Annotated in this window: 26 protein-coding genes; 23 read left to right on the forward strand and 3 right to left on the reverse strand. The window is 47.1% G+C overall.

What is annotated here, in order from left to right:
• Positions 1 to 2 precede the first annotated feature (2 nt).
• Both NYG90_RS04970 and NYG90_RS04975 read left to right on the forward strand, forming a co-directional pair.
• A complete protein-coding gene (locus NYG90_RS04970) occupies positions 3 to 2,579 on the forward strand; it encodes an LPS-assembly protein LptD (protein ID WP_285256852.1) in 2,577 nt (858 codons plus the stop codon).
• 64 nt (positions 2,580 to 2,643) lie between these two features.
• Positions 2,644 to 3,357, forward strand: a complete 714-nt coding sequence (locus tag NYG90_RS04975; RefSeq protein WP_285256851.1) for a YebC/PmpR family DNA-binding transcriptional regulator — start codon at positions 2,644 to 2,646, stop codon at positions 3,355 to 3,357.
• Here the strand turns inward: NYG90_RS04975 and NYG90_RS04980 are convergent.
• Positions 3,349 to 3,576, reverse strand: a complete 228-nt coding sequence (locus NYG90_RS04980) for a hypothetical protein (protein ID WP_285256850.1) — start codon at positions 3,574 to 3,576, stop codon at positions 3,349 to 3,351. The two genes, NYG90_RS04975 and NYG90_RS04980, sit on opposite strands and share 9 nt — an antisense overlap.
• Between NYG90_RS04980 and pheA the strand changes: the two genes are divergently transcribed.
• Together pheA and NYG90_RS04990 are read left to right on the forward strand one after the other, a co-directional pair.
• On the forward strand, positions 3,570 to 4,670 hold the full coding sequence (gene pheA / locus NYG90_RS04985; RefSeq protein WP_285256849.1) for a chorismate mutase: 1,101 nt from the start codon (positions 3,570 to 3,572) through the stop codon (positions 4,668 to 4,670). The genes NYG90_RS04980 and pheA overlap by 7 nt on opposite strands.
• A gap of 26 nt (positions 4,671 to 4,696) precedes the next feature.
• Positions 4,697 to 5,644 carry a DUF2156 domain-containing protein gene (locus NYG90_RS04990; RefSeq protein ID WP_285256848.1) on the forward strand — a complete coding sequence of 316 codons (948 nt, stop codon included), beginning with the start codon at positions 4,697 to 4,699 and terminating at the stop codon, positions 5,642 to 5,644.
• On the opposite strand, the gene NYG90_RS04995 is transcribed toward NYG90_RS04990, so the two are convergent.
• A complete protein-coding gene (locus tag NYG90_RS04995; RefSeq protein ID WP_285256847.1) occupies positions 5,599 to 5,805 on the reverse strand; it encodes a hypothetical protein in 207 nt (68 codons plus the stop codon). The genes NYG90_RS04990 and NYG90_RS04995 overlap by 46 nt on opposite strands.
• 125 nt (positions 5,806 to 5,930) lie before the next feature.
• Entirely contained in the window at positions 5,931 to 6,140 is a 210-nt protein-coding gene (locus tag NYG90_RS05000; RefSeq protein ID WP_285256846.1) for a hypothetical protein, read from the reverse strand.
• A 26-nt stretch (positions 6,141 to 6,166) separates the two neighbouring features.
• Here NYG90_RS05000 and NYG90_RS05005 point away from each other — a divergent pair, with 26 nt between their 5' ends.
• From NYG90_RS05005 to NYG90_RS05095, 19 genes are all read left to right on the forward strand, one after another.
• The gene (locus NYG90_RS05005) at positions 6,167 to 8,374 is read left to right on the forward strand and encodes a DegT/DnrJ/EryC1/StrS family aminotransferase (protein WP_285256845.1); all 2,208 of its coding nucleotides are present in this window, start codon (positions 6,167 to 6,169) and stop codon (positions 8,372 to 8,374) included.
• A gap of 119 nt (positions 8,375 to 8,493) precedes the next feature.
• Entirely contained in the window at positions 8,494 to 10,482 is a 1,989-nt protein-coding gene (locus tag NYG90_RS05010; RefSeq protein ID WP_285264775.1) for a methyl-accepting chemotaxis protein, read from the forward strand.
• Positions 10,483 to 10,590: 108 nt separating this feature from the next.
• On the forward strand, positions 10,591 to 10,917 hold the full coding sequence (locus NYG90_RS05015) for a UbiA family prenyltransferase (protein WP_285264776.1): 327 nt from the start codon (positions 10,591 to 10,593) through the stop codon (positions 10,915 to 10,917).
• The gene (locus NYG90_RS05020) at positions 10,914 to 11,504 is read left to right on the forward strand and encodes a UbiA prenyltransferase family protein (protein ID WP_285256842.1); all 591 of its coding nucleotides are present in this window, start codon (positions 10,914 to 10,916) and stop codon (positions 11,502 to 11,504) included. The genes NYG90_RS05015 and NYG90_RS05020 overlap by 4 nt, the downstream gene beginning before the upstream one ends.
• 2 nt (positions 11,505 to 11,506) lie before the next feature.
• Positions 11,507 to 13,564, forward strand: coding sequence for an ArnT family glycosyltransferase (locus NYG90_RS05025; protein WP_285264777.1), 2,058 nt, complete (start codon positions 11,507 to 11,509; stop codon positions 13,562 to 13,564).
• Positions 13,565 to 13,566: 2 nt separating this feature from the next.
• Complete coding sequence (locus tag NYG90_RS05030; RefSeq protein ID WP_285264778.1) at positions 13,567 to 14,793, forward strand: ArnT family glycosyltransferase; 1,227 nt, start codon at positions 13,567 to 13,569, stop codon at positions 14,791 to 14,793.
• Position 14,794: 1 nt separating this feature from the next.
• Positions 14,795 to 15,274 carry a hypothetical protein gene (locus NYG90_RS05035; RefSeq protein WP_285264779.1) on the forward strand — a complete coding sequence of 160 codons (480 nt, stop codon included), beginning with the start codon at positions 14,795 to 14,797 and terminating at the stop codon, positions 15,272 to 15,274.
• A complete protein-coding gene (locus tag NYG90_RS05040) occupies positions 15,274 to 16,515 on the forward strand; it encodes a glycosyltransferase 87 family protein (protein WP_285264780.1) in 1,242 nt (413 codons plus the stop codon). The genes NYG90_RS05035 and NYG90_RS05040 overlap by 1 nt, the downstream gene beginning before the upstream one ends.
• 35 nt (positions 16,516 to 16,550) lie before the next feature.
• A complete protein-coding gene (locus NYG90_RS05045) occupies positions 16,551 to 18,317 on the forward strand; it encodes a hypothetical protein (protein WP_285264781.1) in 1,767 nt (588 codons plus the stop codon).
• Positions 18,314 to 19,129, forward strand: a complete 816-nt coding sequence (locus NYG90_RS05050; RefSeq protein ID WP_285264782.1) for a GtrA domain-containing protein — start codon at positions 18,314 to 18,316, stop codon at positions 19,127 to 19,129. The genes NYG90_RS05045 and NYG90_RS05050 overlap by 4 nt, the downstream gene beginning before the upstream one ends.
• Positions 19,089 to 19,931: a hypothetical protein gene (locus NYG90_RS05055; protein WP_285264783.1), complete on the forward strand. Its 843-nt coding sequence runs from the start codon at positions 19,089 to 19,091 to the stop codon at positions 19,929 to 19,931. The genes NYG90_RS05050 and NYG90_RS05055 overlap by 41 nt, the downstream gene beginning before the upstream one ends.
• Positions 19,928 to 20,290, forward strand: a complete 363-nt coding sequence (locus NYG90_RS05060) for a DMT family transporter (protein WP_181814211.1) — start codon at positions 19,928 to 19,930, stop codon at positions 20,288 to 20,290. Before NYG90_RS05055 ends, NYG90_RS05060 begins: the two co-directional genes overlap by 4 nt.
• A gap of 2 nt (positions 20,291 to 20,292) precedes the next feature.
• Positions 20,293 to 21,288, forward strand: coding sequence for an NAD-dependent epimerase/dehydratase family protein (locus tag NYG90_RS05065; RefSeq protein ID WP_285264784.1), 996 nt, complete (start codon positions 20,293 to 20,295; stop codon positions 21,286 to 21,288).
• Between the two features lie 130 nt (positions 21,289 to 21,418).
• Positions 21,419 to 21,676 (forward strand): hypothetical protein, encoded by a 258-nt coding sequence (locus NYG90_RS05070; RefSeq protein WP_285264785.1) that lies wholly within the window; start codon positions 21,419 to 21,421, stop codon positions 21,674 to 21,676.
• 62 nt (positions 21,677 to 21,738) lie between these two features.
• Complete coding sequence (locus NYG90_RS05075; protein ID WP_285264786.1) at positions 21,739 to 23,289, forward strand: DUF6056 family protein; 1,551 nt, start codon at positions 21,739 to 21,741, stop codon at positions 23,287 to 23,289.
• A 43-nt stretch (positions 23,290 to 23,332) separates the two neighbouring features.
• The gene (locus NYG90_RS05080; RefSeq protein WP_285264787.1) at positions 23,333 to 23,551 is read left to right on the forward strand and encodes a hypothetical protein; all 219 of its coding nucleotides are present in this window, start codon (positions 23,333 to 23,335) and stop codon (positions 23,549 to 23,551) included.
• Entirely contained in the window at positions 23,517 to 24,380 is an 864-nt protein-coding gene (locus NYG90_RS05085; protein ID WP_285264788.1) for a hypothetical protein, read from the forward strand. The genes NYG90_RS05080 and NYG90_RS05085 overlap by 35 nt, the downstream gene beginning before the upstream one ends.
• 24 nt (positions 24,381 to 24,404) lie before the next feature.
• Positions 24,405 to 25,220: an acyltransferase family protein gene (locus NYG90_RS05090; RefSeq protein ID WP_285264789.1), complete on the forward strand. Its 816-nt coding sequence runs from the start codon at positions 24,405 to 24,407 to the stop codon at positions 25,218 to 25,220.
• Positions 25,180 to 25,887 carry a hypothetical protein gene (locus NYG90_RS05095; protein WP_285264790.1) on the forward strand — a complete coding sequence of 236 codons (708 nt, stop codon included), beginning with the start codon at positions 25,180 to 25,182 and terminating at the stop codon, positions 25,885 to 25,887. The genes NYG90_RS05090 and NYG90_RS05095 overlap by 41 nt, the downstream gene beginning before the upstream one ends.
• The last annotated feature ends 18 nt before the right edge of the window (positions 25,888 to 25,905 follow it).

Genomic DNA, 25,905 nt, shown 5'->3' on the forward strand with positions numbered 1-25,905 from the left:
ATGTGTGCAAGCCATCTCCAAAAGACATAGCCAAAGGCACTCGCTACAACGCCCTATCCACAGGGCTTTGCGCATTTGCTTGCTTGCAGCTACTATGCATTACTCTCATCGCCCAGCCACTAGAATCCACTTTTGAAAAAGTGGATTCTAGCACCGCGCAAAAAACGCACAATGAAGCCCCAAAAGCACAAAGCCTAGAATCCACCCAGCCCCACCAAGCAGACCACTCCCTAGAATCCACCCAAGCAACAAACCCCAATCTTGCTCCAAAGCCCAAGCAAACCACCCCAAAAGCAAATACACAAAAAGAAGGCATCGCCCAATACAACAAAGACAATCAAAAAGTCTTTGAGCTACTAGCAAACTCCCTTCATAGCGAGCAAAACACCATACACGCCATAGGCGATGCGATCCTTATCAATCAAGAGCTCTATGTGCTTGCTGATACTATCCGCTATGATATACAAGAGCGGCAAGTGCAAGCAAGCGGTGATGTGCGGATTTATCGCGATGGCAATTTGCTTGTGCGCACTAAAGAGACGCATTTCTCCCTAGATGATAAATACGGCATTATCGAGCCGCTTTATCTCCAAGATACAGAAAGCGGACTATGGGTAAGCTCTGCTCGCGCCACCACACAAGATACTTTCTACACTTTTAAAAAGGCAGTGCTATCTGGCTGCGCTGTGCCAAGCCCAATCTGGCGTATGGAGGCATCTTCTGGCTCCTACTCTGATAGCAAAAAAATCGTATCCCTGTGGAATCCGCGTGTATATATCGGCGATGTCCCGATATTTTACTTCCCTTACTTTAGTGTCTCTACTAATATGTCAAGAAAGACAGGGCTACTTATGCCCTCTTTTGTAACCTCTAGCACAGAGGGCTTTGCCTTTTTCCTGCCCTACTACATCGCCCCAAAGACAAATTGGGACATCACGCTAACGCCACAAGTGCGCACAGAGCGCGGTATAGGAGGGCTGATAGAATTTCGCGCGCTAGATTCTGGGCTAGATCGCACCTATGCAGAGCTTGGGTATTTATACAACTTTGATGAATATATGCAACGCTTTAATCTCAAAAACCAGCAAATCTACGGGCTTCGGCTCTATCACCTAGGCAATCGCCCCTTGCAAAAATACTTCAAGCTAAACAGCGAGCTAGATAATGGTATCTATCTAAACCTTGTGCATATGAATGACCTAGACTACTACCGCTTGCGCCAGATCAATAAACGCGTCTATGATACGACCTACACCTCTAAGGCAAATGCCTTTATCCAAACGCAAAAGCACTACCTTGGGCTAAACTTCAAGTATTTTCTAAACCTTGCCAAGCTTGATAATACAACCACTTTCCAATCTGTGCCAAATTTTCAATACCACAAATATATGGATTCTTTGTTTTTCAAAGAGCTTATGTATGCCATTGATTATCAGTTTAAAAACACCACGCGTCAAACAGGCTATGGCTACATAGAAAATGGCGTGCGTATCCCTGTGGGCTTGCAATTTTCTCTCTTTAAGCAATACTTATCACTTGGCATTTGGAATGAATTTTATGCAGAAAATCTCTTCCTAACCAAAACACAAAACAGCTATATCCCAAGCAACGATGACACAAACAAAAATGGTAATATCTTTTCTGCCAACTACTCCATCTCGCTAAACTCCGATCTCTCCAAAAGCTATAATAAATTTTTCCACACGATCCAGTTTGAAGCCCTTTTCAGCGGTCCTTATCTCTTCTATCATAACGGACTTTTAAGCCAAGCCACCGGCGATCAAGCCGCCCAAATCCGCAAAAAATCTATCGACCTAAGAGAGCAGTTTGGCGCAGCAGCAGACTATCTCAACAAATTCCCCATAGAATCCCCAAGCGGGACGATATATTTCTATGATGATATTTGGGACCCTTCAGGCATTAGTGCCTACACTATTGTCAATCAAACCCTAGACCTAAAGCTCTCCCAATACTTCCTAACTAGCACCGGACGCAATATTGTTGATTGGAAAATCTTTCAGCGGCTAAACTTCGATGAGCTTGCCTATGTGCTAAAAAGCTCACATATAGATTCTAGCGTGATAGCCAAGCGACCTTTGGAAAACAAATTTAGCTTCTCTCCCATAGCTGGGCTAAATTTTTCAGCAAGCTTTTTTTACTCCTTTTATGCTAAAAGAATGTCCGAGCTAGCCCTAGCTACAAGCTTTAGCCGTGGGGCATTTTCTGCTTCTGCAAGCTACTTTTTCAAAGATAAGCAAGCCTATGACTTCTTGTCAAATACCATTCTCTCGCAAACAGGTGCGCAGTATTTGCGCGCTAATGTTTCGCACGATTTTGGCGTGTTTGCTTTCTCGGCTTCTGCGGGCTATGATATTGAGAAAAACACCTTGCTTGATTGGGATATAGGGCTGTATAAAAATATCCGCTGCTTTGGGATCGGGCTGAAGTTTGTCAATCGCCGCCGACCAATTTTGACCAATGATATTAACAATCCTTTCTATGTCCAGCAAGACTACTTTGTGCGGCTTATTTTTAACTTCGCCCCGCTCACAAGCACGGGACTTACGACAAGATTCTAAGCTACCTTAGAATCTAATAAGGCTTTATGCCCTATAATCTCTCATCATTTTACAAAGGATACTTATGGGAAGAGCGTTTGAATACCGCCGAGCTGCCAAAGAGAAGCGATGGGATAAGATGAGTAAAGTTTTCCCCAAGCTGGCAAAAGCCATCACCGCTGCTGCTAAAGAGGGTGGCAGCGATCCAGCGAGCAATGCCAAGCTCCGCACGGCAATCGCCACTGCCAAAGCCCAAAATATGCCCAAAGACAATATCGATGCTGCCATTAAACGAGCAAGTGGGAAAGATGGGGCATTTAGCGAGATGAGCTATGAGGGCAAGGCGGCAAATGGCGTGCTAATCTTCATAGAATGCACTACCGATAACCCCACGCGCACAATCGCCAATATCAAAAGCTACTTCAACAAAACCCCCGGAGCCTCCATAGTCCCTAATGGGAGCCTAGAATTTATGTTTGCTAGAAAGAGTGTGTTTGCCTTTAGCAAGCCAGAATCTATGCCACTAGATGAGCTAGAGCTAGCCTTGATTGACTATGGGCTAGAGGAGCTAGAGTCCTTAGAAGATGGCAGTCTAATCGCCTATGGGGACTACACGGATTTTGGAGCATTAAGCGAGGGGCTAGAGTCCTTGCAGATAACCCCCACAAGTGCCAAGCTCGCTAGAATCCCCACAAGCCCCATAACCCTAGCTGAAACGCAAATACAAGAGCTAGAAAAGCTGCTAGATAAAATCGAAGATGATGATGATGTCCAAGCGGTTTATACCAACCTAGCCTAGATTTACTTTGGAGCATTGTTTGAGACTAGAATCCACTTTTTGCGTTTTTTGTCTTTGCGAGACTTGCGAGCCTTTTTTGTCATTGCGAGCGGACTTGTCAGCGTGGCAAAGCGCAGCTTCTTTAGTATCCATACGCCACGCCAACGCACGCCGAGCAAAGCACCAACGCCAAGCAGCACCCAGCCTAGAATCCACTTTTACCAAGGAGCAATATGCCACGCCCTGATACAACGCCTGATGAAGCCCTAATCGCACGCTTGCGGAAACAGATTGATAGCATTGATGAAAAGCTGCTTGCTCTGCTAGATTCTAGGCTAGAGATTGTCGCCCAAATCGGCGCAGCAAAGCTCAAAAGCAACGCCAGCATTTACCGCCCAGAGCGCGAGCTAGCGATCATCGATCGCCTAAGCAGCCTGCCTGCAAAGCACCTAAGCAAAGATGCCATAGAAGCCATCTACCAAGAGATCTTTGCCATATCGCGCAACCTAGAGCTACCAGAGAAAGTCGCCTATCTAGGACCTGTGGGCAGCTACACCCACCAAGCCGCAGAATCGCGCTTTGGCGCGATGAGCGAATACCTCCCCATAAACACCATTAGCGCGGTTTTTAACGCCCTAGAATCCAAGCAAGCACGCTATGGCGTAGTCCCTATTGAAAACAACACCAACGGCATAGTCGGCGAGTGTATCGACAATCTCGCCAACTCCAGCGTGAAAATCATCGCAGAAATCATTCTACCAATCCACCTAAGCTTTGCCTCACAATGCGAGCATTTATCCCAGATTGAGCGCATTTATAGCAAAGACATCGCCTTTGGGCAGTGTGGCGCATTCTTACACGCGCACAATCTCCTAAATATCCAGCAAATCCCGGTAGAATCCACCGCCAAAGCCGCCCAGCTAGCCACACAAGACCCCAAAAGCGCGGCGATTTGCTCACACATTGCTGCCAAACTCTACCACTTGCCGCTGATGTTTTCCCATATCCAAGACTCCCAAGGCAACAAAACGCGCTTTGTCATCTTAAGCGATTTTCACAACCCCCCAAGCGGCAGGGATAAAACCTCTATTTTCGCTAGGCTTCAGGGCTTTGAAAAGGCAGGGACACTTCTACGCTTTTTAGAGAGCTTCTCTCGTGCTAATATCAATCTCACCAAAATCGACTCCCGCCCGATCCGCTCTAAAAACAGCTTTGATTCTGGATTTTATATGGATTTTATGGGGCATAGAGATGATGAGAAAATCGCCAAAATCTTTGAAGAGTGGGGCGAGCAGATACAATGGCTAGGCAGCTACCCCCACATTGACTCCTAGAATCCACTTTTATGCAAGGACACATTATGCCGCTATCTTTCAAGCCCATAGCCCTAGAATCTAGGAGCGAGATTCTAAGATTTTTGCACAATGATCACTTTTCTATCGCGGATATTAGCTTTGGCAATCTCTACATTTGGAAGCACGCAAGGGCGATTAGCTATGCGATTTGCGGCGACTCACTCATCATACAAACGCGCCAAACGCACAAAGAAGGGCAGAATCCTTACTTTTTCTTCCCCATTGCTGGCGATGAGTCTTCCAAGCTAGAAGCCTTAAAGACACTAGAATCCTACGCGCGTGAAAATGGCTTCCCCCTGTATTTTGAGCGTATAGAAACGCGCAATCTCCCCCTTTTGCGCCAAGCTTTCCCCGCTATCTCCATAGAGGCTACGCCTGATAGGTTTGATTATGTGTATAGCATAGAGGAGCTTATCGCATTAAGCGGACGCAAATTCCATAAGAAAAAAAACCACCTAAACAGCTTTTTGCAACGCTATGAGTGGGAGATTGAGCCTATCACGCAGGCAAATGCAAGCGAGCTAGCCCAAGTAGCTAGAATCTGGCTTGATAGCAATCCTGCTAAAAATGACGATTTAGAGCTAGAGTGGCAGGGGATTTGCGCGGCGTTAGAGAGCTTTGATAAGCTAGGGCTACAAGGCATAGCCGTGCGTGCTAGGGAGAAGCTCGCATTAGGCTCTGGCAATATAGATCCTGCGGAATCTGTGCTGCCTGTCATCGCCTTTAGCTTTGGCGAGGTAATCAGCGATGAAATGGCAGTGATCCACATAGAAAAAGCCGCGCCAAACATCATCGGCGCGTATCAAATCATAAACCAGCAGCTTTTGGCTCGCTGCTTTTCATCGCTGCGCTATGCCAATCGCGAAGAAGATCTAGGCATAGCAGGGCTTAGGCAGGCGAAGAGGGGTTACAACCCTATCTTTATGGTAGAAAAACACCGCGCTGTGTTGTAAAGCGTTGGCTTTGCCGCGCTTTTGCGGGAGTCTGCGCGGTGGGCTTGCTCATTATCGCCTAGATAAATCCCTGCGCCCACCGCTTGACAACCCCCAAAATCATCGGCAAATCCTTCCGCCTGTAAGTTGTTTAGAATCCACATTTGAGCTTTACTCTCCAAAATCCTAGAATCCTTTGCAGGCTCGCTTAGATTTTAAACTTCACTCCTAGAATCCACTTTTTTAAATCCTGCCGCCTGTGTGTTGGTTTAGAATCCACTTTTTTACACTTAACGCCTTTTTCTTGTCATTGCGAGACTTGCGCTAGCAAGTCGTGGCAATCCATTGCTTCACTCCTAGAATCCACTTTTGACACGAGGCGTTTTCTGTCATTGCGAGCGGACTTGTCCGCGTGGCAATCCACAGAAGCAAGGCGTAGCCGTAGCTTCTTTAGTAATCCATAATAAAAAACACAAACCCTAGAATCCACTTGTAAAAACGCTAAAATTCCACACAATTTCTACATAACTTCTGGCGGTGCTGATGAATATGGACAAAAACAAGGATTCTAGGGCGTGTGATTCTACTAGCGCAGTGGCTTGCAATGACAGACAAAACGCCGATAATCAAAAAGTGGATTCTAGGATTTTCACTCAAACCGCCCAAAGTTTAAGTCTAGCCCCCACTCTGTCATTGCGAGCCTTGAAAAAAGGCGAAGCAATCCACAAAGCCACCGCGCAAAAAGTGGATTCTAGCACCACTGCAAATTTAAATGAGCCAGCCAAGGATTCTAAGATTTGCGATGAGAAAACAAGCGATAGCGGTCGGCGAAGCCGATGTTTCTTTAGTAAATCTTTGCTTTGCGAGCGCGTGCAAGGGCGCATACTTGGCGTATGTAACTGCAGCACGCGCGAAGCAATCAAAGATTTATCGCGCAAAACAAGCGAAGCGGTCGGCGATAGCCGATGTTTCTTTAGTAAAGCTGAATCCACCAACAAAGCTGAATCGCCCCAAGCACAAAAAATTCCGCTTATTGATTTACACGCCCAATACCACACCTACAAACACGAGCTAGATTCTGCTATCGCTAGCGTTTTGCACAGCCAACACTTCATCTTAGGCGAGCATTCTCAAGCATTGGAGCGCGAGCTAGCGAGCTTTGTAGGCAGGCGGTTTTGTATCACTTGCTCTAGTGGGACAAGCGCGCTGCTGCTAGCCCTACTCGCGCTTGATATAGGCGCAGGCGATGAGGTCATAACGCCTAGCTTTAGCTTCATCGCCGCGGCAGAAATGGTGGCATTCCTAGGGGCGAAGCCTGTGTTTGTGGATATTTGCCCGCATACCTACACGCTAGATATAGCCCAAGTCAAGCGCGCGATCAGCCCACGCACAAGGGCGATTATCCCTGTGAGTCTCTTTGGGCAGCCTTATGATGTAGCAGGGCTAGAGAGTCTCGCCAAGCCCCACGCAATCCCCATCATCGAAGATGGCGCACAGAGCTTTGGGGCGGCGATTACGCTAGGCAATGAAGCTAAAAGTGCGCGATCTGGGAGCTTTGGGGATCTTAGTGTTACGAGCTTTTTCCCCAGCAAGCCGCTTGGGGGCTATGGCGATGGCGGCGCGGTGTTTTGCGATGATGAAAATCTCGCTACTAAGCTTTATGCCTTACGCAATCACGGGCAAGCCTCCAAATACCGCCATACTATGCTAGGGCTCAATGCTAGGCTTGATGAGCTGCAATGCGCGATTTTGCGCGTGAAGCTAAGGCACTTTGCCAGCGAGCTACACTTGCGCGAGCAAGTAGCAGCGCGGTATTGCACACTGCTAGCCCCACTGCAAAAGCACCTAGCCCTGCCATACATCGCGCCAAATCGCACCAGCGTGTTTGCGCAGTTTTGCCTACGCGTGAAAGATTCTAGGGAGGATTGGGTCGTAGATAGGCATTTGCCTGATTTAGCGCAGCACAATCAATCCTCATCACAAGCCGCGCAAAGTTTAAGCCCTGCCCCCACTCTGTCATTGCGAGCCTTGAAAAAAGGCGAAGCAATCCACAAAGACACCACGCAAAAAGTGGATTCTAGTGTAGAAGTAGATTCTATGGATTGCCACACCGCCGCTCACGCAGCGGCTCGCAATGACGATAAAAAAGTGGATTCTAGCACCACTGCAAATTTAAACGAGTCGCAAGACAAAACCGCCCAAAGCGTGTTTGATAGCCAAGCCGCAGGCGGCAGGATTTTTGATGAAAAAGCGGGGTTGTGCAGCCTTTTGTGCGGAGATAAGACTGATGGTCTATCGCACAAACAAAAGGCAAACTCCCCGCTTTTTCGCAAAAAGCCAACGCCCACAGAACGCCCCAGCGATTCTAAGATTTCGAGGCTAGAATCGGGGCTTTTCAAGCCGTGCAAGGAGATAAGACTTGAGCGTCTATCGACGAAGCGCGGCGAAGAAATCCACGATTCTAGCCCAAAAGCTGAATCGCCACAGCAAAACGAGGATTCTAGCACTACTATAACCCGCACCCACATCATCTCCGCCCTAAACGCCCGTGGCATAGCCACTGCTATCCACTATCCTACGCCCTTGCATTTGCAAGAAGTCTTTAGCCACCTTGGCTACAAAAAGGGCGACTTCCCCATAAGCGAGCAAATCGCCCAAGAGATCTTCTCTATCCCCTTTAGTCCCTATCTCACCGAAGCTGCCCAAGAGCATATCGCTAGGGTTTTACGCGAGATTTTTGCTCAAATTTAAGCAATCCCTGCAAGCCCGATTTTACGCATTTTGCGGGGGGTTCGTTTTTTTTTTTTTTTGTTTTTTTTTTTTTTTTTTTGTTAGGATACGCGTTCATTTTGTCTTTTCAAGGAGTGTGTATGGGGAGGAAAAGTATCTCACAAAAGATCGCCCTAATCATTATGGGATTATTAGTGGCTATTTTTGTAGCCTTTCAAATCATCGGCTACATCTTGGCTAAAAAGGCGATTTTAGAGAGTGTGAGCCACGGCAAGCAAGAGAGTGTGAAAAATGCCCTAAGCTTTATTGATACATATTTTGATGCTAGGCTTGATTTTGTGCAAAGGATTGTGGCAGATATAGGCGATGACCTATCGCAGCAAAATATCGCCCACTGGCTCCACTCAGCCTATACCTTTACTTCAATGGACGCACTCTACCTAGGCTATGCTGATAATGGCTTACTTATAAAAACAGATAAGCAATCTGGCAATAAGCCCTATATCCTAGATAAAAGCAAGGGCTTTGACTCGCGCACAAGAGAGTGGTTCAAAGGTGCGCTTGCCACAGGTAAGCCCGGCTTCACGCGACCTTTCCGCGATATTACGACCAATGAGCTTACTATCTCTGTGTATGCGCCCATTATCCGCGATGGCAAGATAGTCGCAGTCGTAGGGGCAAATATCTTCCTAAAAGATCTGCAAAAAGCCTTTATGAGTCTCAAGACCTCTCCTAGCAACTCTGTCTTCTTAGTAGGCACAGATGATAGAGGCACTTATAATCTCCTGCATTCTGATGAAAAAGTCCTTTTCTCCGAAGATATGCAAAAATACGAAGTCTATGATGATCTCTATGCACGCACGCCCAAAGATCTCAATGTCATCTCTGGGATTTTGCACTATGAGTTTGAAGGTATCTCTAAAATCGCTGTATGTAATATCAACAAAAATGAATGGCTCCTATGCTCGGCAAACTCCGTTACAGACTTTGAAGAAGAGCTACACACCTATCTCATCTCACAAATCAGCTTTGCCACGATAGCGATTGTAATCACTGCTGTCTTGCTGTATTGGATCATCGTCTATCAGCTCCGCCATATCACGCCTATCACCAATGGGCTTATCCGGTTTTTTGACTTTCTTAATCACAAAGCCAGCGATGCGGCGTTGCTGGATATTAAAACCAACGATGAATTTGGCAGAATGGCTCAGGCGATCAATGACAATATTAAGCATACTAAAAAGACTCTAGCCCAAGACAAGCACGCCGTAGAATGCACGCTACAAGTGGTCAAAGCCATAGAAGCAGGCAATATAAGTGCGCGCATAGATGCAGACCCCATAAACCCACAAGTCAAAGAGCTAGTCATCGCGCTAAACAAAATGCTCCAAGTCCTAGAATCCAAAATCGGTGCGGATATGAATGTCATTAGCGCGGTGTTTGCCTCCTACAATCAGCTAGACTTCACCAAGCAAATCCCCAATGCCAAGGGCAATGTCGAGATAACCGCAAACAAACTTGGCGATGAAATTATCCAAATGCTCAAAACCTCTTCAAGCTTTGCCGATGAGCTAACTAGCCAGAGCCAGAGCCTTGAAAGCTCTATGGGTAAGCTGCTTGATGGCACGCAGTCTCAAGCAAGCGCGCTAGAGCAGAGTGTAACAGCAGTGGGACAGATCAATGCTTCTATGCACAATGTCAGCGCACAGACAAACGAAGCCACCGCACAAGCACAGGATATTAAAAATATCGTTAGCGTGATCCAAGATATAGCCGAGCAGACAAATCTGCTAGCCCTAAATGCCGCTATCGAAGCCGCTAGAGCAGGGGAGCACGGCAGAGGCTTTGCCGTGGTGGCTGATGAAGTGAGAAAGCTAGCAGAGAAGACTAGCAAATCGCTAAGTGAGATTGAAGCAAATATCTCTATCCTTGTGCAAAGTGTCAATGATATTTCCGAAGCGGTCAATGAGCAAACCGCAGGGCTTTCACAAATCAATGAAGCTATCAATCAAATCCAATCAATCACACAAGAAAATGTCGGTATCGCTAATGATACTAGCACCATCACCCAGCGCGTGCATACAATCGCCTCTGCGATACAAGATGATGTGCAGAAGAAAAAGTTCTAACACAACAAGCTAGAATCCACTAGATTCTAGCCCACGCACCAAAGAAGCAGCATTTAAGCAATTATCCCCTATAATCCGCGCTTATCCCTAGCCACATAAAGAGAATCTATGCCCCTACTCACTCAATTTAACGCTTTTATCACGCTAATGCGTCCGCACCAATACAGCAAAAATCTCTTCATTTTTGCACCTGCATTTTTTGGCTTTGGGCAGTATGAGCTAGGCGCAGTCGCGCTTGATTTATGTATCGCATTTTGTGGATTCTGCCTTGTGGCTAGCGGGATTTATGCCATAAATGACTGCCTTGATGCCAAGCTTGATGCCTTGCACCCTAGCAAAGCAGCCCGCCCCATAGCTAGCGGACTCATCTCACCTGCTCTAGGCTATGCCTTTGGCATAGCTCTTTTGCTCATAGGGGGGGGGGGGCATATATGATTGTGGGCAGAGATTTAGAGGCAAGCTCGCTGCTTCATCTCTACGCGCCACTGCTTATTTATATCATCATCAATCTCGCCTACTGCCTATATCTTAAGCATATTGCTATTGTCGATGTATTTTGCATAGCTAGTGGCTTTGTGCTGCGGCTTTGGGTGGGGGCTTGTGTGATTGCTATTGGGCTCTCACATTGGATTGTGATCACGACCTTTTTGCTAGCGGTGTTTCTCGCCCTTGCCAAAAGGCGCGATGATATACTCCTGCTAGAGTCTGGCACAAAAGTGCGCAAAAATATCGATGGCTATAATCGCGTATTTTTGGACATTGCTATGGGGATTTCTGCCTCGCTTGTAATGGTGGCATATATCTTTTATAGTATCGATGAAAGCGTGAATGAACGCCTCCACACGCATAATCTCTACCTAACTTCTGTCTTTGTGCTGCTAGGGATTTTCCGCTATATGCAAATCACCTTTGTTTTGCACAAATCCTCTAGCCCATCAAAGATCCTGCTAACCGATCGCTTCTTGCAGCTTGTGATCCTAGCGTGGCTAGCAAGCTTTATCATCATTGGATTTTGGAGGTAAGTATGAGAAATTTTAGAGACAATCTCGCACTCTATGCCCTTATGGCAGTGTGCTTTGCAGTCTTTTGCTATATGGGGTGGCGGTATGTCGATGTGGAGTTTCTAGCTCTAACTAATGGCGATGCTATGCCCCAATTTTTGCAACTACAAAAGATGTCCCAAGGGCTTATCACGCTTAATATTAAGCAGTTTTTCGCCTTTGAGTTTTATAACTATGGCTTTTTCTACTATGTGCTAAATCTCCTTGCCGCCCTGCCCTTTATCATCACAGACAATTACCCCTTGCAGATCTACGCCCCACGCGTGCTAAACGCGCTTTTTAGCATAGCCAATCTTTGGCTACTCTATAAAATAGCTAGAATGTATCTTAGCGCGTGTAACGCACTTTTGCTGGTGGGGGTGTTTGTAGCTATGGCAGGATTCTGGCATTTAGGCTATGTGTTTAAGCCAGATGTCTTTCAAGCCTTTTTCGTGCTGGCTTGTGCCTACTATCTCTTGCGCGATAATTTTAGCTTTGGCAAGCATTACACGCTAGCGTGGATCGCTCTTGGGCTAGGCATTGGGCTGGCGAAGTTTCAGGCGATTTTGTTTATCCCTATGATGTATGCCTATATCTGCCTGCCTGCTCTCTCTATGCAAGCAGGGCAAATACTCCTAGCACTAAAGCGGTGTGCGCTAGGCACGCTAGGAGTTGTCGCGCTATGGATTGCTAGCAATCCTTACCTTTTGCACAAAAGTGGCTTTAACGCGTGGCTTAGTATGTTTGAAGGCAATATGAACTCTAATGCCACTAATCACGGCGCATATACGCAAGTGTCTTTAGGCGATAAGCTTGCGATGATTGATTTCTACTATTTTGAGATGGTTGTGTTTATCGTGCTGCTGGTGTTGTGCTGTTATTTGCTGTGGCTAGGACTTGTGCGCGTTTTTAGGGATTTAGCTTTGGGTGAGATACACAAACAAACAATAGGTCAAAACAAGGATTCTAGTAAAGACTATTATGCTAGCGCAGTGTCTCGCGATGACGATAAAAAAATGGATTCTAGGATTTTTACCCAAAACGCAGAAATTCTACAAAGCAGCAATTCTACAAACGCGACTAGGCGGCAGGATTTGGGTGATAAAAATGGGGCTTTGCAAGGCGAGTCAAGGGCGCATACTTTGGCGTATGTAACCGCCGACTCGCCGCAGCAAAACAAGGGATACCGCTCGCCGCTAGGCGATGTTTCTTTAGAATCGCCATTTTTAGCCCCAAAACAAGCGAAGCGGTGCGGGCGTGAGCTCGCAGGTTTCTTTAGAAAGCCAATGCCAAAACCAAAAAAACCCCAATCTCTCATACCATTTGCCCCACTTGCAGTGGGGTTTTTCATCTCGCTTGCCTACCTGCTCTTTTTTGTCAATAAAGCGTGGGAAGCTTACTACTTTAGCACGATGGCTCTTGGCTGCGTGCTATATATCCCGCTTGCCCTAGCTTGTGCCAAAGCATTTATGAAAACTTCTAAGGGGGGGGGGGGGCAGCACAATGCAAAGCGATCTACACGCTATCAAACCGCTGTGCTATCACTCTTGCTTGCATTGCAGATTCTAGGAGGGTTTATGTCTAGTGCTTATAAACAAGTCTTTACCAAATATCCTATCTCCCTAGATTCTGCGCACGCTCTAGCACAGGAGCTTACTGATCTCGTGCGCCCTTTTATCACTGATCCAAATGCCACCATTTTTAGCGATAATGTGAATTTCTACTACCTATCACTTGGACTAAAGCCCACGCAAATCTATCAAATCTTTGGTCTGCCAAATGCTGATGGCTTTGTCTATGAGCAGTGGAGCAAGAAGCCCCACTCCCTGCCCTTTATCCCCAAAGACTTCATCATCTTAAGCCAAAATTGGTGGCTAGAAAGCTACAAGAAGCGATCCCATAGCGATACAGACACGCAAGCCGTGCTAGAAAAGCTCTTTAGCGGGGCATATCCTTATAAGCAAGTCGCCAAAAGTGCGCATTTCATCATCTTTGCCAATACTGATGAGCAGCATAGCAATATCACTAAACCAAAGGAGTAGTTATGAACCCACAGAAATTTAGCCTTAGAGAATCTATCGTGCTATATGGCATTTTGCTTGGCTGCTTTGCAGTCTTTTGCTATATGGATTGGCGGTATGTCGATGTGGAGTTTCTAGGGCTCGCTAGAGGCGATGAAATGGAGCATTTTTTAGAGCTACAAAGTATTTATAATGGCTTTATCACGCTTAATATCAAAAAGATTTTCACCATTGGTGCATACAACTACGGCTTCCCCTACTATATGCTAAATCTCCTTGCCGCCCTGCCCTTTATCATCACAGAAAATTACCCCTTGCAGATCTACGCCCCACGCGTGCTAAATGCGCTTTTTAGCATAGCCAATCTTTGGCTACTTTATAAAATAGCTAGAATGTATCTCTCTGCTAGGCTTTGCGTGGTTGTCATTGGTATTTTTATCGCGATGAGTGGATTCTGGCACCAAGGCTATATTTATAAGCCAGATGTCTTTCAAGCCTTTTTCGTGCTAGCGTGTGCCTACTATCTCTTGCGCGATAATTTTCGCTTTAGCAAGCACTACACGCTTGCGTGGATCGCCCTTGGGCTAGGTATGGGGGTGGCGAAGTTTCAGGCGATTTTGTTTATCCCTATGATTTACGCTTATATTTTTCTATGTGTGCGAGAGCAGGGCTTTTGGCGCAGTGTCAAGCGCGCGATTGTAGCGAGCTTTGGGGTCTTTGCTATTTGGATTCTCACAAATCCCTATCTCCTGCACCCAAGAGGCTTTAACGCGTGGTATGCAATGTTTGAAGGCAATATGAACTCTAATGCCACCAACCACGGCGCATATACGCAAGTGTCTTTAGGCGATAAGCTTGCGATGATTGATTTTTACTACTTTGAGATAGTTGTGTTTATCGTGCTGCTTGCCGTTGTGGCGTATTATTGCTTCATCGCTGGCAAGCAGGCGTTTTTAGCCCCAAAACAAGCGAAGCGGTGCGGGCGTGAGCTCGCAGGTTTCTTTAGAAAGCCAACGCCCAAATCAAACCAAGTCTCACTACTCCCATTCACACCCATTGCCGCTGGGCTTTTAGTCTCTCTTATTTACCTACTCTTTTTTGTCAATAAAGCGTGGGAAGCCTACTACTTTAGCTCCATAGCTCTTGCTATCCTTGTGCTAAGCACACTTGGCACACTGCGTGTGTCAAAGCTTCTAGGGGGGGGGGGCAGTATTGCTTGCGGTGCTGTTTGTCCAAATTATCGGGGCTAGTATGAGCGGCTCTTATAAGCAAGTTTTCACCAAATACTACGCACAAGCGGATTCCAAAGCGACTATGTATGCCTTAAGCGATGAGCTCATAGAGACTCTGCGTCCGCTGATCCACGATACTCGTGCGACAATTTTAAGCGAGAATACAAACTTCGCCTACCTATCACTTGGGCTAAAGCCCACGCAAATCTACCCGATTTATGGGCTTTCTTATCCTGCTGGGTTTGTCTATGAAGAGTGGGCTAAAGAATCTAGGGCAAATAGCTTTATACCAAAGGATTTTATTATCCTATATAGAGATAAAGATCGCTACGATACGCCCAAAAATGCGCAAGAGCAAGAAGCAAAAGACATCTACCAGAAGCTTATAAATGGCTCCTACCCTTATAAACAAGTCGCTAAAAGTGCGCATTTCATCATCTTTGCCAACACTGACACAGAGCATAGCAATATCCTAACCCCAGCACCAAAGGAGCAGTAATGTCTAAACACCTAGCAAATTTCACCAACACTATCAATGCGCTTATCAAGCGATACCCCAAGACTAGCTTTGTGCTTTTTGCACTTATTATCGCGCGTGCTGCGTATCTTAGCTTTGGCGCAGCGACACTTGGGGAGTGGGCATCACTAGATATGCAGTGGTATCCTACAAAGCAGCTCTTTGGCTTAGGGGAGTTTGAGCAGGCTATAAACCCTTATATCGCTTATCTTAATGGCGATGTATTCCTAGCAAATGGACCTAATTATATGCCCTTGATGTATTATGTGATGTTTCCCTTTGGCTTGCTGGAGTGGGAGGGAGCGAAGATCGCCTTTGCTTTGTGTAATATCGTGCTATTTTGTGGCACGATTTTTCTCTTTATACGCTATGGGATAAATCGCGCCTTTGTCTATGGCGCGGCTATACTTGCGGTGCTGGGCTATTGCTTTGGCAATGTGATTGGCAATGCCCAAAGCGCGATTATGATAGGCTTTTTCATAGCCCTAGCCTACTGCTTTAGGCATAAGCCTATTGTCTTAAGTATCGCCCTAGCTTTTGTGTGCATTAAGCATTCTTTCGGGCTGCCGCTTATGCTTGGATTTTTCCTAGCAGGATATAGGAGAGAAGTCATCGCAGCTGGCGTGCTAGTGGCTCTAGTTATATGTGCCTTTAGCTTACAGACCCACACAAGCCCCATAGACACCCTGCGCCTACTAAGCCAAGTCAATGCCGCCCATTATGCCAGCGGCAGCGCATTAGGCGGTCCAAGCGATCTTTTCTCCCTCTCACAAAAGCTCTTCCACAATCCCATAAGCCCCATAAGTCTTATAATCCTAGTCATTTACGCAAGCTTTGTGTGGATTGTCTATGCGTATAAACCAAGTGAAAGCGCGATCATTAGCGCGAGCATTGTGCTTTCACTCTTCACCCTGCCCCACCTAGGCTATGATGGCTATATGCTCTTTCTCGCCCTACTTATCGCAAAAGACTCTTACAAAGCGTTCAGCCTGCCTATGCTAGCCCTTTTAGCTATCACACTATTCATCTACCGGGGGCAAAAGCTTAAGCCCTATATCGACTCCCTAAGTCAAGCAATTATGCAATTATTGAATGGGGGGGGGGCAGCACACAATACAAGAAACCCACTGGGCTATGAATATGGGCGTGCCATTTTGTATCGCTATGTGTGTGGGCTTTGCGCTTGTGTTTTACCTACTCTTGCTTGGCACGCGCAAAGATAGCAGCGCACAAAGCTAGAATCTAACAGGAGATCCCAATGCTACTGCACCGCACCATATCACTACTGCAAGCCCTAGAATCTAGCTTTGCTAGATTCTATTGTGCTAGGCTTACTTTCACCATAGCTTGCGTATTTCTGGGATTTTTATGCGCACTCTTTATGCTAGCAAGTCTTGGATTTTTGCTCCATATCCCTATCACGCCACTGCATTTGCCCCTTGCCTTTGCCATAAGTCTTATCCCACTATTTTTGGCAAAAAGTAGGGAAATTCTTCTAGGGGGGGGGGCAGCTGTGCTAGGTGGCTTTAGTCTCTCTCTCACACTTAGTGCCCTGCTCTATGACTACTCTTGGGACGGGAGAGCCTACCACCAAATAGGGATTTTATACCTTGCAAATGGCTGGAATCCAGTATGGCAGAAAATGGCAGACATAGAGCCCTTGCTCCCCTACCTAAGCCACGAAATCTGGGTAGAGCACTATCTCAAGTTTAGCGAGGTAGTCGCTAGCTCTATTGTGAGCGCGCTTGCTCCTATCGCTCCTAGTAGCCTTGATACTATCGAGCTAGGCAAGGCACTAAACTTTATCGCCGCATTTGGGGCGTTTTTATATAGTCTCTCTGTGCTAGCCAAATTTATCAGCCCGCTGAGTGCTGCTATCATTAGCCTGTTTGCAAGCTTTTCGCCTGTGGTGGGCGCGCAAATCGCCACTTACTATGTCGATGGGCTGCTTTCTTGCGCGCTTTTGGTGGCATTTTGCGCCATTATTGATAGAGAGTTTTACCGCAGGAAGCTAGTGGATTCTAGCCCTAACGAGATAAAAGCCATATCCCAAGCCCTCTTTGCTCGCTCTTCTATCCTAGCAGGCGCACTGCTAGCAATGGCTAGCATTAAGCTCACAGGCGTAGCGTATGCGGGCTTTATCGGGCTAGGCTATCTTGTCTATCTACTCTGGTTTTATCCCTTCAAAGACTCTAAGCCCATTATCGTGCTAGGACTTATCACAGGCTCTCTTATCATCGCTTGCAATGCCAATCCACTCCTTACCAATCTAGCTAATGGCAAGCATTTTGGCTACCCACTCTTAGGCAAAGAAAAAATCAACATCATCATAGGGCAGCAGCCAAAAATGTTTGATGAGCTAAACTCTGGCACTAAACTTCTCTACTCACTCTTCTCACGCACGCAAAACTGCACCGCGCAATGCACCCCACAGCTTAAAGCTCCCTTTTCACACTTGCACGATGAAGCCCCAAATGTCGATACGCGTATCGCTGGGTTTGGCGCGTATTTTAGCGGGGTGGTGCTGCTTAGTGCGCTTATGCTTGTGCTCTTCCGCCAAGGCTTTAGGCGCAAGGAGATTCTAGGGCTTTTGTTGTTAGTTGCAGGGAGCTTTCTTATCAATCCAGAATCGTGGTGGGCGCGCTATGTGCCACAGATGTATTTCCTCCCACTCCTTGTGCTAGGCGTTAGCTACTATCTATGCAAGAAGCCCCTAGGCAGCTTACTGCGCATAGCTCTGCTAGTAACAATTACGATAAATTTCACCACCTATGCAAAGCAGTTTTACAAGCACGGCTCACACTATAAGCAAGCCACCCTAGCACGCCTAGATTCTGCTAAGACCTACACGCAAGAGCAGACTCTCTATATCTACTCAAATGGCTGGGAGCACTCATTCCTACACAAGCTAGAATCTGCAAAAATCCCTTTCACTAGGCTTATTAGCAAGGATAATGCCCCTACCCCACTCTATGTCGTGCCTAATAGCCTAGGCGAAATCTATTGGAGTATAGAGAGCCTATGAGCAAATCCCCCTTGCAATCACCCTATCAAGCCTTCTTAAGCTTGCTTGCACGATATGCGACATTTTTGCGCTATTGTGTAGTGGGTGCGCTTGCAAGCGGGGTATTCTATGGCGTGGCAAATCTCTCAGCACTGCTTTTACAAGTGGATTCTAGGGGTAGCTATTCTGCTAGCGCAGAATGTATGGATTGCCACGCCGCTAACGCGGCTCGCAATGACAAAAACAATCCTAGTAAAAAAGTGGATTCTAGCGACAACGCCCAAGCCCTAAAGCAGCTAGCACAGGATTCTAGTGCTTTTACTCAAAATGCCCAAAATTTAGAAACGCCAGAGGCGACTAACAGACAACTCCAAAATGCAAGCAAGCAAGCACAGGATTCTAGGATTTTGGAGCTACAAATCGGGGTTTTTCAAGGCTCGCAAGGAGATAAGACTAGTGGTCTATCGACGAAGCGAGCCGATGAAATCCACGATTTTAGCCCGAAAGCCGAATCCTCCAACCAAATATCCACTCAAAACCTAGCTACTCTGCTAGGCTCTCTTGCTAGCTTCATCTTCGGCTACTTCGCGCAAATGCGCCTAGCATTCCGCGCCTACCCCAACCACAGCACAATGCTGCCGCGCTATCTCATCGTGCTAGCTCTAATCGCCCTCTACGCCCAGATCATCGCCTATCTTGGCGCGTTTTTCACGCTCTCCTACTATCTTATAAGCGCATTTATCGCCCTAAGTGTGCCACTCTTCTCCTATCCGTTGCAAAAGTTATGGGTGTTTGCGGGAGCTTCTAAGGGGGGGGGGGGGGCAACAACTTAGGCGCGTAGGCTTTGGGGCTAAAAATGGTGATTGCGGCGCGCGTGCTGCAGTTACATACGCCAAGTATGCGCCCTTGCACGCGCTTGCAAAACACCATTTTTATCACCCAAATCCAACCGCGAGCGACTTTACGCCAAAACACACGCAAAGCACCGATTCTATCTCCAAAATCCTAGAATCCAAAAGCGGTAACAAAAGCCATAAAACAAGGCGCAGCTGCAGTTTCTTTAGTAAATCCACCGCGAGCAAGTTTAAGCTAGAATCCGCGTTTTCTCTGTCATCGCGAGCGAGTGAAGCCTTTTTCCTGTCATCGCGAGCCGATGAAGTCGGCGTGGCGATCCATACATCACGCCTAGAATCCACTTTGACAAAACTAGATTCTAGTATCTCCGCATTCTTAAACCTTATTTATTTCACACAAGCGCATTTTCTAGCGGTCTTTTTCTCTCCGTTTTTGTGGCTCATTGGGCTTACTCCACGCTCCTTTATGCGCCCCTTGCTCCTTGCACCTTGCGGCGCGATTGAAAAAATGGATTGCCACGCGGATTTTCAATCCGCTCGCAATGACAGAAATAACGCCACCACGCAAAAAGTGGATTCTAGGAATAAAGCCCAGCCAACCCTCCACGATTCTAAGCATTGCAGTGGGGCTGTGGTTGCTTTGCGTGATTTTGGGGGCAGAGCTAGACTTGAGGTCTGCGGTTGTCCCCAAAATCGCGCAATCAATCGCATTGCTTACCCAAGACTGAATCGCCGCCAACGCCAAAAACACTTAATCTCATTTTTAAAGGAGTCCCTATGATCGCCTTTATCCCTCTCATTCTTTTTTCCGTCCTACTCAATGCCACAGCCCAGCTGCTATTAAAGCGCGGTATGAGCGAGCTTGGCGAGCTAAGTCTAAGCCTTAGCTTTATCCTAAAAGGCGTGCTAAATCCCTTTATCCTAGGGGGCTTGGCGATTTATGCCATTAGCATTGTGAGCTGGCTTATCGTGCTAGCGCGTGTGAATGTCTCTATCGCTTATCCTTTCCTTAGCTTGGGCTTTATTTTTTCCGCTGTGGTGGCGTATTTCGCCTTTGGCGAGCCGCTCACTTTGCAAAAGATCCTAGGCATTGCGCTTATTTGCGCTGGGCTTGTGTTTTTGACTTTTAGCAGGGGGTAGATATGCGCTATATTGTCCTTGGTGGGAGTGGATTTGTGGGCTCCTACACGATTGCCGCCCTTGCAGAGTCTATGGCTAACAACCGCATACAAAAGGCAGAGATTTTCTGCCTAGATCGCGTGCCAAACCCAGCCCTAGATGCTTTCAGCACCTTTGTGCCTTGCGATTTGCTGCAGGGCTTTGATTTCGCGCTAGATTCTAGCGACATCATTATCCACCTAGCCGCTAGAGCTTACGCGCCAAAGCCGCCTTTAAAGCCCTTTGGCTTGAAAGCTTTAAAGCAGTATTTCTATGAAGTCAATGTCGCTGGCACGCAAGCCCTGCTTACATCAATGCTAGAATCTAGGGCGAGCAAGCTTATCTACTTTAGCACCGATATGGTCTATGGCACGCCAAATTACTTGCCTGTGGATTCTAGGCACAAACGCACGCCCTTTGGCTACTATGGCGCGAGCAAGGTGCAAGCAGAGGATCTCATCACCAAAGCAAGAGAGCAGGGCATAAATGCAAGCATTTTCCGCCCTAGGATCATCGTAGGAGCTGGGCGGTATGGGATTTTGACTAAGCTTTTTGCGCTTATTTCCCACTCTTTGCCCGTGCCACTTATCGGCGATGGCAGCAACTGCTATCAAATGATTAGCGTGCAAGACTGCGCCCAAGCCATCATCTGTGCCATAGAAAAAAGCTTCCCCAACAACGCCTACAACCTAGGCTCGCACAATCCCCCCACGATCAAAGCCCTTTTAAGCGATCTCATCACACAAGCAGGATCAAAAAGCAAGCTTATCCCCACCCACGCAGGCAGTGTGAAGCTAGCCCTAAGTGTGCTAGAGACTCTTGGAGTGCCACTTATGTATAAAGAGCAATACGCCATAGCTGACTGCCAATACATTGTCGATATTCGCAGCACGCAAGCAGAGCTAGGGTGGAGTCCGCAGTATAGCGATGGCGATATGCTCCTAGCGGCGTATAAGCAGTATTTACACACCAAGCTATAAGTGCATTAGCTTTTGAAGTCTCTCTGTCATTGTGAGTGAGTGAAGCCCTTTTCCTGTCATCGCGAGATGATAAACTCCCCTATCGTCATCGCGAGCCAACTCTCCTGCCCCCTCTCTGTCATCGCGAGCCTTGCGCCAGCAAGGCGTGGCGATCCATAAAGGTGCGCAAGCGGATTCTAAGAAAAACGCCCAAAAGGCAACCCCCCTAGAATCCACTTTTGAAAAAACGCAAATGGATTGCCACGCGGATTTTCAATCCGCTCGCAATGACAGAAATAACGCCACCACGCAAAAAGTGGATTCTAGGACAGATTGCCGCACAATCGCTATCGCGTGGGCTTGTAATGACAACAAAGAGTTTGATAAACAAAAGCAGATTCTACTTTAACTGCACTAAAGCCTAGCGCGATATAATGCGAGCCTTAGACTTCTTTACCTTTGGAGATATTTATGGAGACACAAACTTCTAGCAATGCCGCTAATACTTCTGCTAGCAGCGCACTTTGCCCCCCCCCCCCCCGTTTTAGCCAAAGCTCTTACCAAGTAGCCCTAGCCTTTGGTATTTTTCTCTTTCTCTACGCGCTAAACGCGCTCTTTCCACCCCAAAGCGATGACCTAGGCAGGGGCTTAGGACTGCTGCAAGGCGCACTTAGTGTGTATATGAATTGGCTAGGGCGTTTGGGCGAGCTGCTAGCGGCAGGCTTTGGCAGCCACTTTGCTACCACGCCCTACTTCGCCCCGCTAAACGCGCTTGTTGGCACTTATGTGATCTATGCCTTTTTCTTTATCGTCTTTGGGAGAAAGCCCAGCGATACCCTGCAAGATCTAGGCACAATCGCGCTTATATTCTTTATCCTTATGGTTGATGGCTCTTCATCATTTGGTGGGATTTTTATTGTCGTATTTGGTGCATTTAATTACCTCTGGGCATATATGCTTATCTTTAGCTTCCTTATCCCTTATAGAATCTTGCTTAGCTACATTCTAGGCAGGCGATCTACCCCACCAAAGCTCTCATTTATCTGCGGGGCGGGGCTCTTTGTGCTAGGGATTCTAGCTGGCTGGAGTAGTGAGTTTATCATCGTGGCTATTGCGTTTTTGCTAGGGCTATTAGTGTATATGCTCTATCAAAAGCAGCGAGTCCCACTTTGGTATATCGCTGGGATCGCTGGGCTTGTGGTGGGGTTTCTCATCGTTTTCCTAGCCCCGGGTGCGCTAAAGCGTATCGCAGTGTTTAGGGAGCTTGGCATTCCCTTTCATAGCTTTAGCGAGCTGCTATCTATGAATCTAGGCGAGCTAAAGGCGTGGCTGAAATTTGTCTATGGCAAGGCAAATATTTTTCTCACACTAAGCATTATCCTAGCAAGCACACTCTATCTCCTAGAATCTAGTAAAGCGCAAAAGCTCCTTTTCATCGCGCTTGTAGCTATTGCCGCGCTCATCTTGCGCCAGCACACAAGCGGAGCATTTTTCCTGCTAGCTCTTGCGTGGGCGTGGTATTTGAGCTTCCTAGCCCATAGGCAAAGCAAGCTTCCTTTGCGCAATATGCTTTTGTGCATTGGCTTTTGCTTTTTTGCTGTATTTATGTATAAAAGTGCCAATATCCAAATGGGCTGGCTACCTAAGCGCACTTCGCTGCCTTTCACACTTTTGCATATAGCTATGGTGCTAGCGTTTTTACACTATCTTACTTCACGCTATCCGCATTGGCGTAAGCCCATTGCGACACTAGGGATTGCAAGCTGCATAGCCTATGGGAGCTTCGTGCTTATCGCGTATGTGGATATGCGGATTAAGTGGCATACAATGCTTTCATCAATCGCCACGCAAAAAGCCCTAGGGCAAGTGGATATAGTCGTGGATTCTGCAACCTTCGCTTTCTACTACAAGGGCTATGGCGACTTTGGCAATCCGGGCGAAGACCCAAAAGTGTGGCCCAACAACACCTATGCTAACTATTTTGGGGTCAAAAGCTTTACCGCCAAGCCTATGCGCCCATAATACGCTATAATCGCTCCTTTTAATCCAACACTAAGGAGCATTTATGGGCTTTAGCAATAGCTATGTAGAACGCTTGCGCAAAAAGGCGCGAGGCGTGATCCTCCCTACCCAAGAGATCTGCGCGATCTTAGAATCCACTTTTGACCTTCGCGTGCCTCGCACTATCGCAGACTTTGGCGCAGGGACGCTGTATTTTAGTGAGTATTTTGCTGCAATGATGGCTAATAATGATATTTCTATGGGGGGGGGGGCAGACAACTAAGGATTCGGCTTGTAGCGATAAAGGCTTGATTGCTTCACGCTCGCTGCAGTTATATACGCCAAGTATGCGCCCTTGCGAGCGTTCGCAAAACAAGGGATACCGCTCGCCGCTAGGCGATGTTTCTTTAGAAAGCAAGCCTTTCTCATCTACAATCCTAGAATCCCAGAGCAGTAGTGAAAGCCACAAAACAAGGCGCAGCCGCAGTTTCTTTAGTAAATCCCACCGCGAGCAAACTTCCCTAGAATCCACTTTTCAAAAAGTGGATTCTAGCACCGCCACAAATGTAAGCGAGCCGCAAAAGGATTCTAGGATTTTGGAGCTAGAATCGGGGTTTTTCGAGCCGCGCAAGGAGATAAGACTTGAGCGTCTATCGACGAAGTGCGGCGATGAAATCCACGATTCTAGCCCAAAAGCCGAATCCATCGTTATAGCCATTGACTCTATCTACACCACCCTAACCCCCACCACCACCTACCCCAACATCACCCTAGAATCTAGCCTAGATTCTGCCCTTGCACACTACGCATTTGACCTATTTTTCGCAAGCGATGTGCTGCACCACTTATCCCCAAACTTCACGCAAAAGCTCCTAGAGTCCATAGCCCATATCCCCATAATCATCATCAAAGATATAGATTCTAGGCATATCTTTGGGCATTATGCAAATGCCCTGCACGATCTAGTGTTTAATCAAGAAAAAGTTTGCAAAGTCTATCCAAACAAGCTAGAATCCACCCTACAAGCTCTAGGCTATACCACGCGCTACCACTACCTACCAAAGCTCTGGTATCCGCACTTTTTACTCCTAGCCTACAAAGCCACCAAATAACCCCAACCACCACAAAGGATACAAATGAGAGATGATGCCCTAGATATATTGCGCGGACTATGCGCGCTTGGCGTGGTATTTATCCACACGACATTTTGGAGTGGCGGAAGCTATGTGCCACAAGCGGTGCAGAGTCTCTCGCTGCTTATTGATGTGCCCGCCTTTTTCTTTATCGCTGGAATGGCTCTAGCATATAGCAAAGCTCCAAACCCCCTGCCCGCTTTATGGAAGCTTATTTTCTACTTTGGTGTGTGCATTGCTATTTATGATCTATGCGTAAGTATTGACACTAAGCACATAAGCTTTATGAATACCGCAGCGGCGATCACACTGCACGGCTTTAGCACAAATGCGCTACCTGTGCTTGGGGGGTCGTATTGGTTTGTGCCTGTGTTTTGCGTGGCAATGATTGCAGGCGCACTTATTATAAGCTTTGTGCGCGTGCCGCTGGCTTTGCTAGCGAGCTTTGCGCTAGGGCTTTATATCGCGGCGTTTTTTGGGATCTTTAGCTGGCAGGGTTCTTTCCTTGGCGTGGGGCTGCAGTATCTGGTGTTTTATACTGCTTTGATTGTGCTGAGCTACTACTTTATCCGCTCTCAAAGGCAAAGGCTCATCATCATAGCTTGTGCGAGCGTGGGGGTAGGAGGCTTTGCTATGCTTATAATCTTGCACTCTAGCGGCTCTCTTGCGCACTTGCCTAGTATCTTTGATCTCCAAGCGCATAAATTCCCCGTATCTCTGCCCTATGTGCTTGCTTCTTGTGCGATCTTGGCGGGGCTTTTGGTGGTGTATGTAGCCCTTGCAAAACGGGGGGGGGGGGGGGAAGCTAGAGCGCGTTAGCTTTGGGGCTAAAAATGGCGATTGCTGCGGCGAGTCGGCGGTCATTACCACTCAAGGTAACTCCCTTGACTCACCTTGCAAAGCACCATTTTTATCACCCAAATCCCACCGCGAGCAAGCTTCTTTAGAATCCAATTTTACGCAAAGCCCCGATTTCTCATCTACAATCCTAGAATCCAAAAGCAGTAGTGAAAGCCACAAATCTTTCCGCGAGGAAGTTGCACCAAAAAGCACGCGCTCCCGCCTTGAAAACCGCAATTTCTCATCTACAATCCTAGAATCCTGCGCCAATAGTAAAAATCATAAATCCCTCCGCAAGCAAATAGCCCCAGATAACAACCTAGATTCTAGGCAAATGCAATCGGTGCGAGCTTATGCTTGCGGTTTAAAAATAGCTTGCTGCGATTGTGCATTAAGATTCTTGCGCTTTGCTGGGGTCAATGCGATTTACTTCTACATCGCGCAGGGCATCTCATCAAGCCTGCTCTTCCCCATACTGCGCCACTTTCCGCCGCTTGCGTGGTGGGTGAAGCTACCGCTGGCATTTTGCACTAACCTTGGCTTATGTGTGGTGTTTGTGTGGATTTTGATCGCTCTTTTTTGGGCGATTAGCCATCTAGCGCGCAGACTCTCACGCCAGATAGGCGCAAGCTCTAAACACCTTTAAGCCACAACCTGCTATACT

Source organism: Helicobacter zhangjianzhongii, from assembly GCF_030249855.1.
GTDB classification, from domain to species: Bacteria; Campylobacterota; Campylobacteria; order Campylobacterales; family Helicobacteraceae; genus Helicobacter_B; species Helicobacter_B zhangjianzhongii.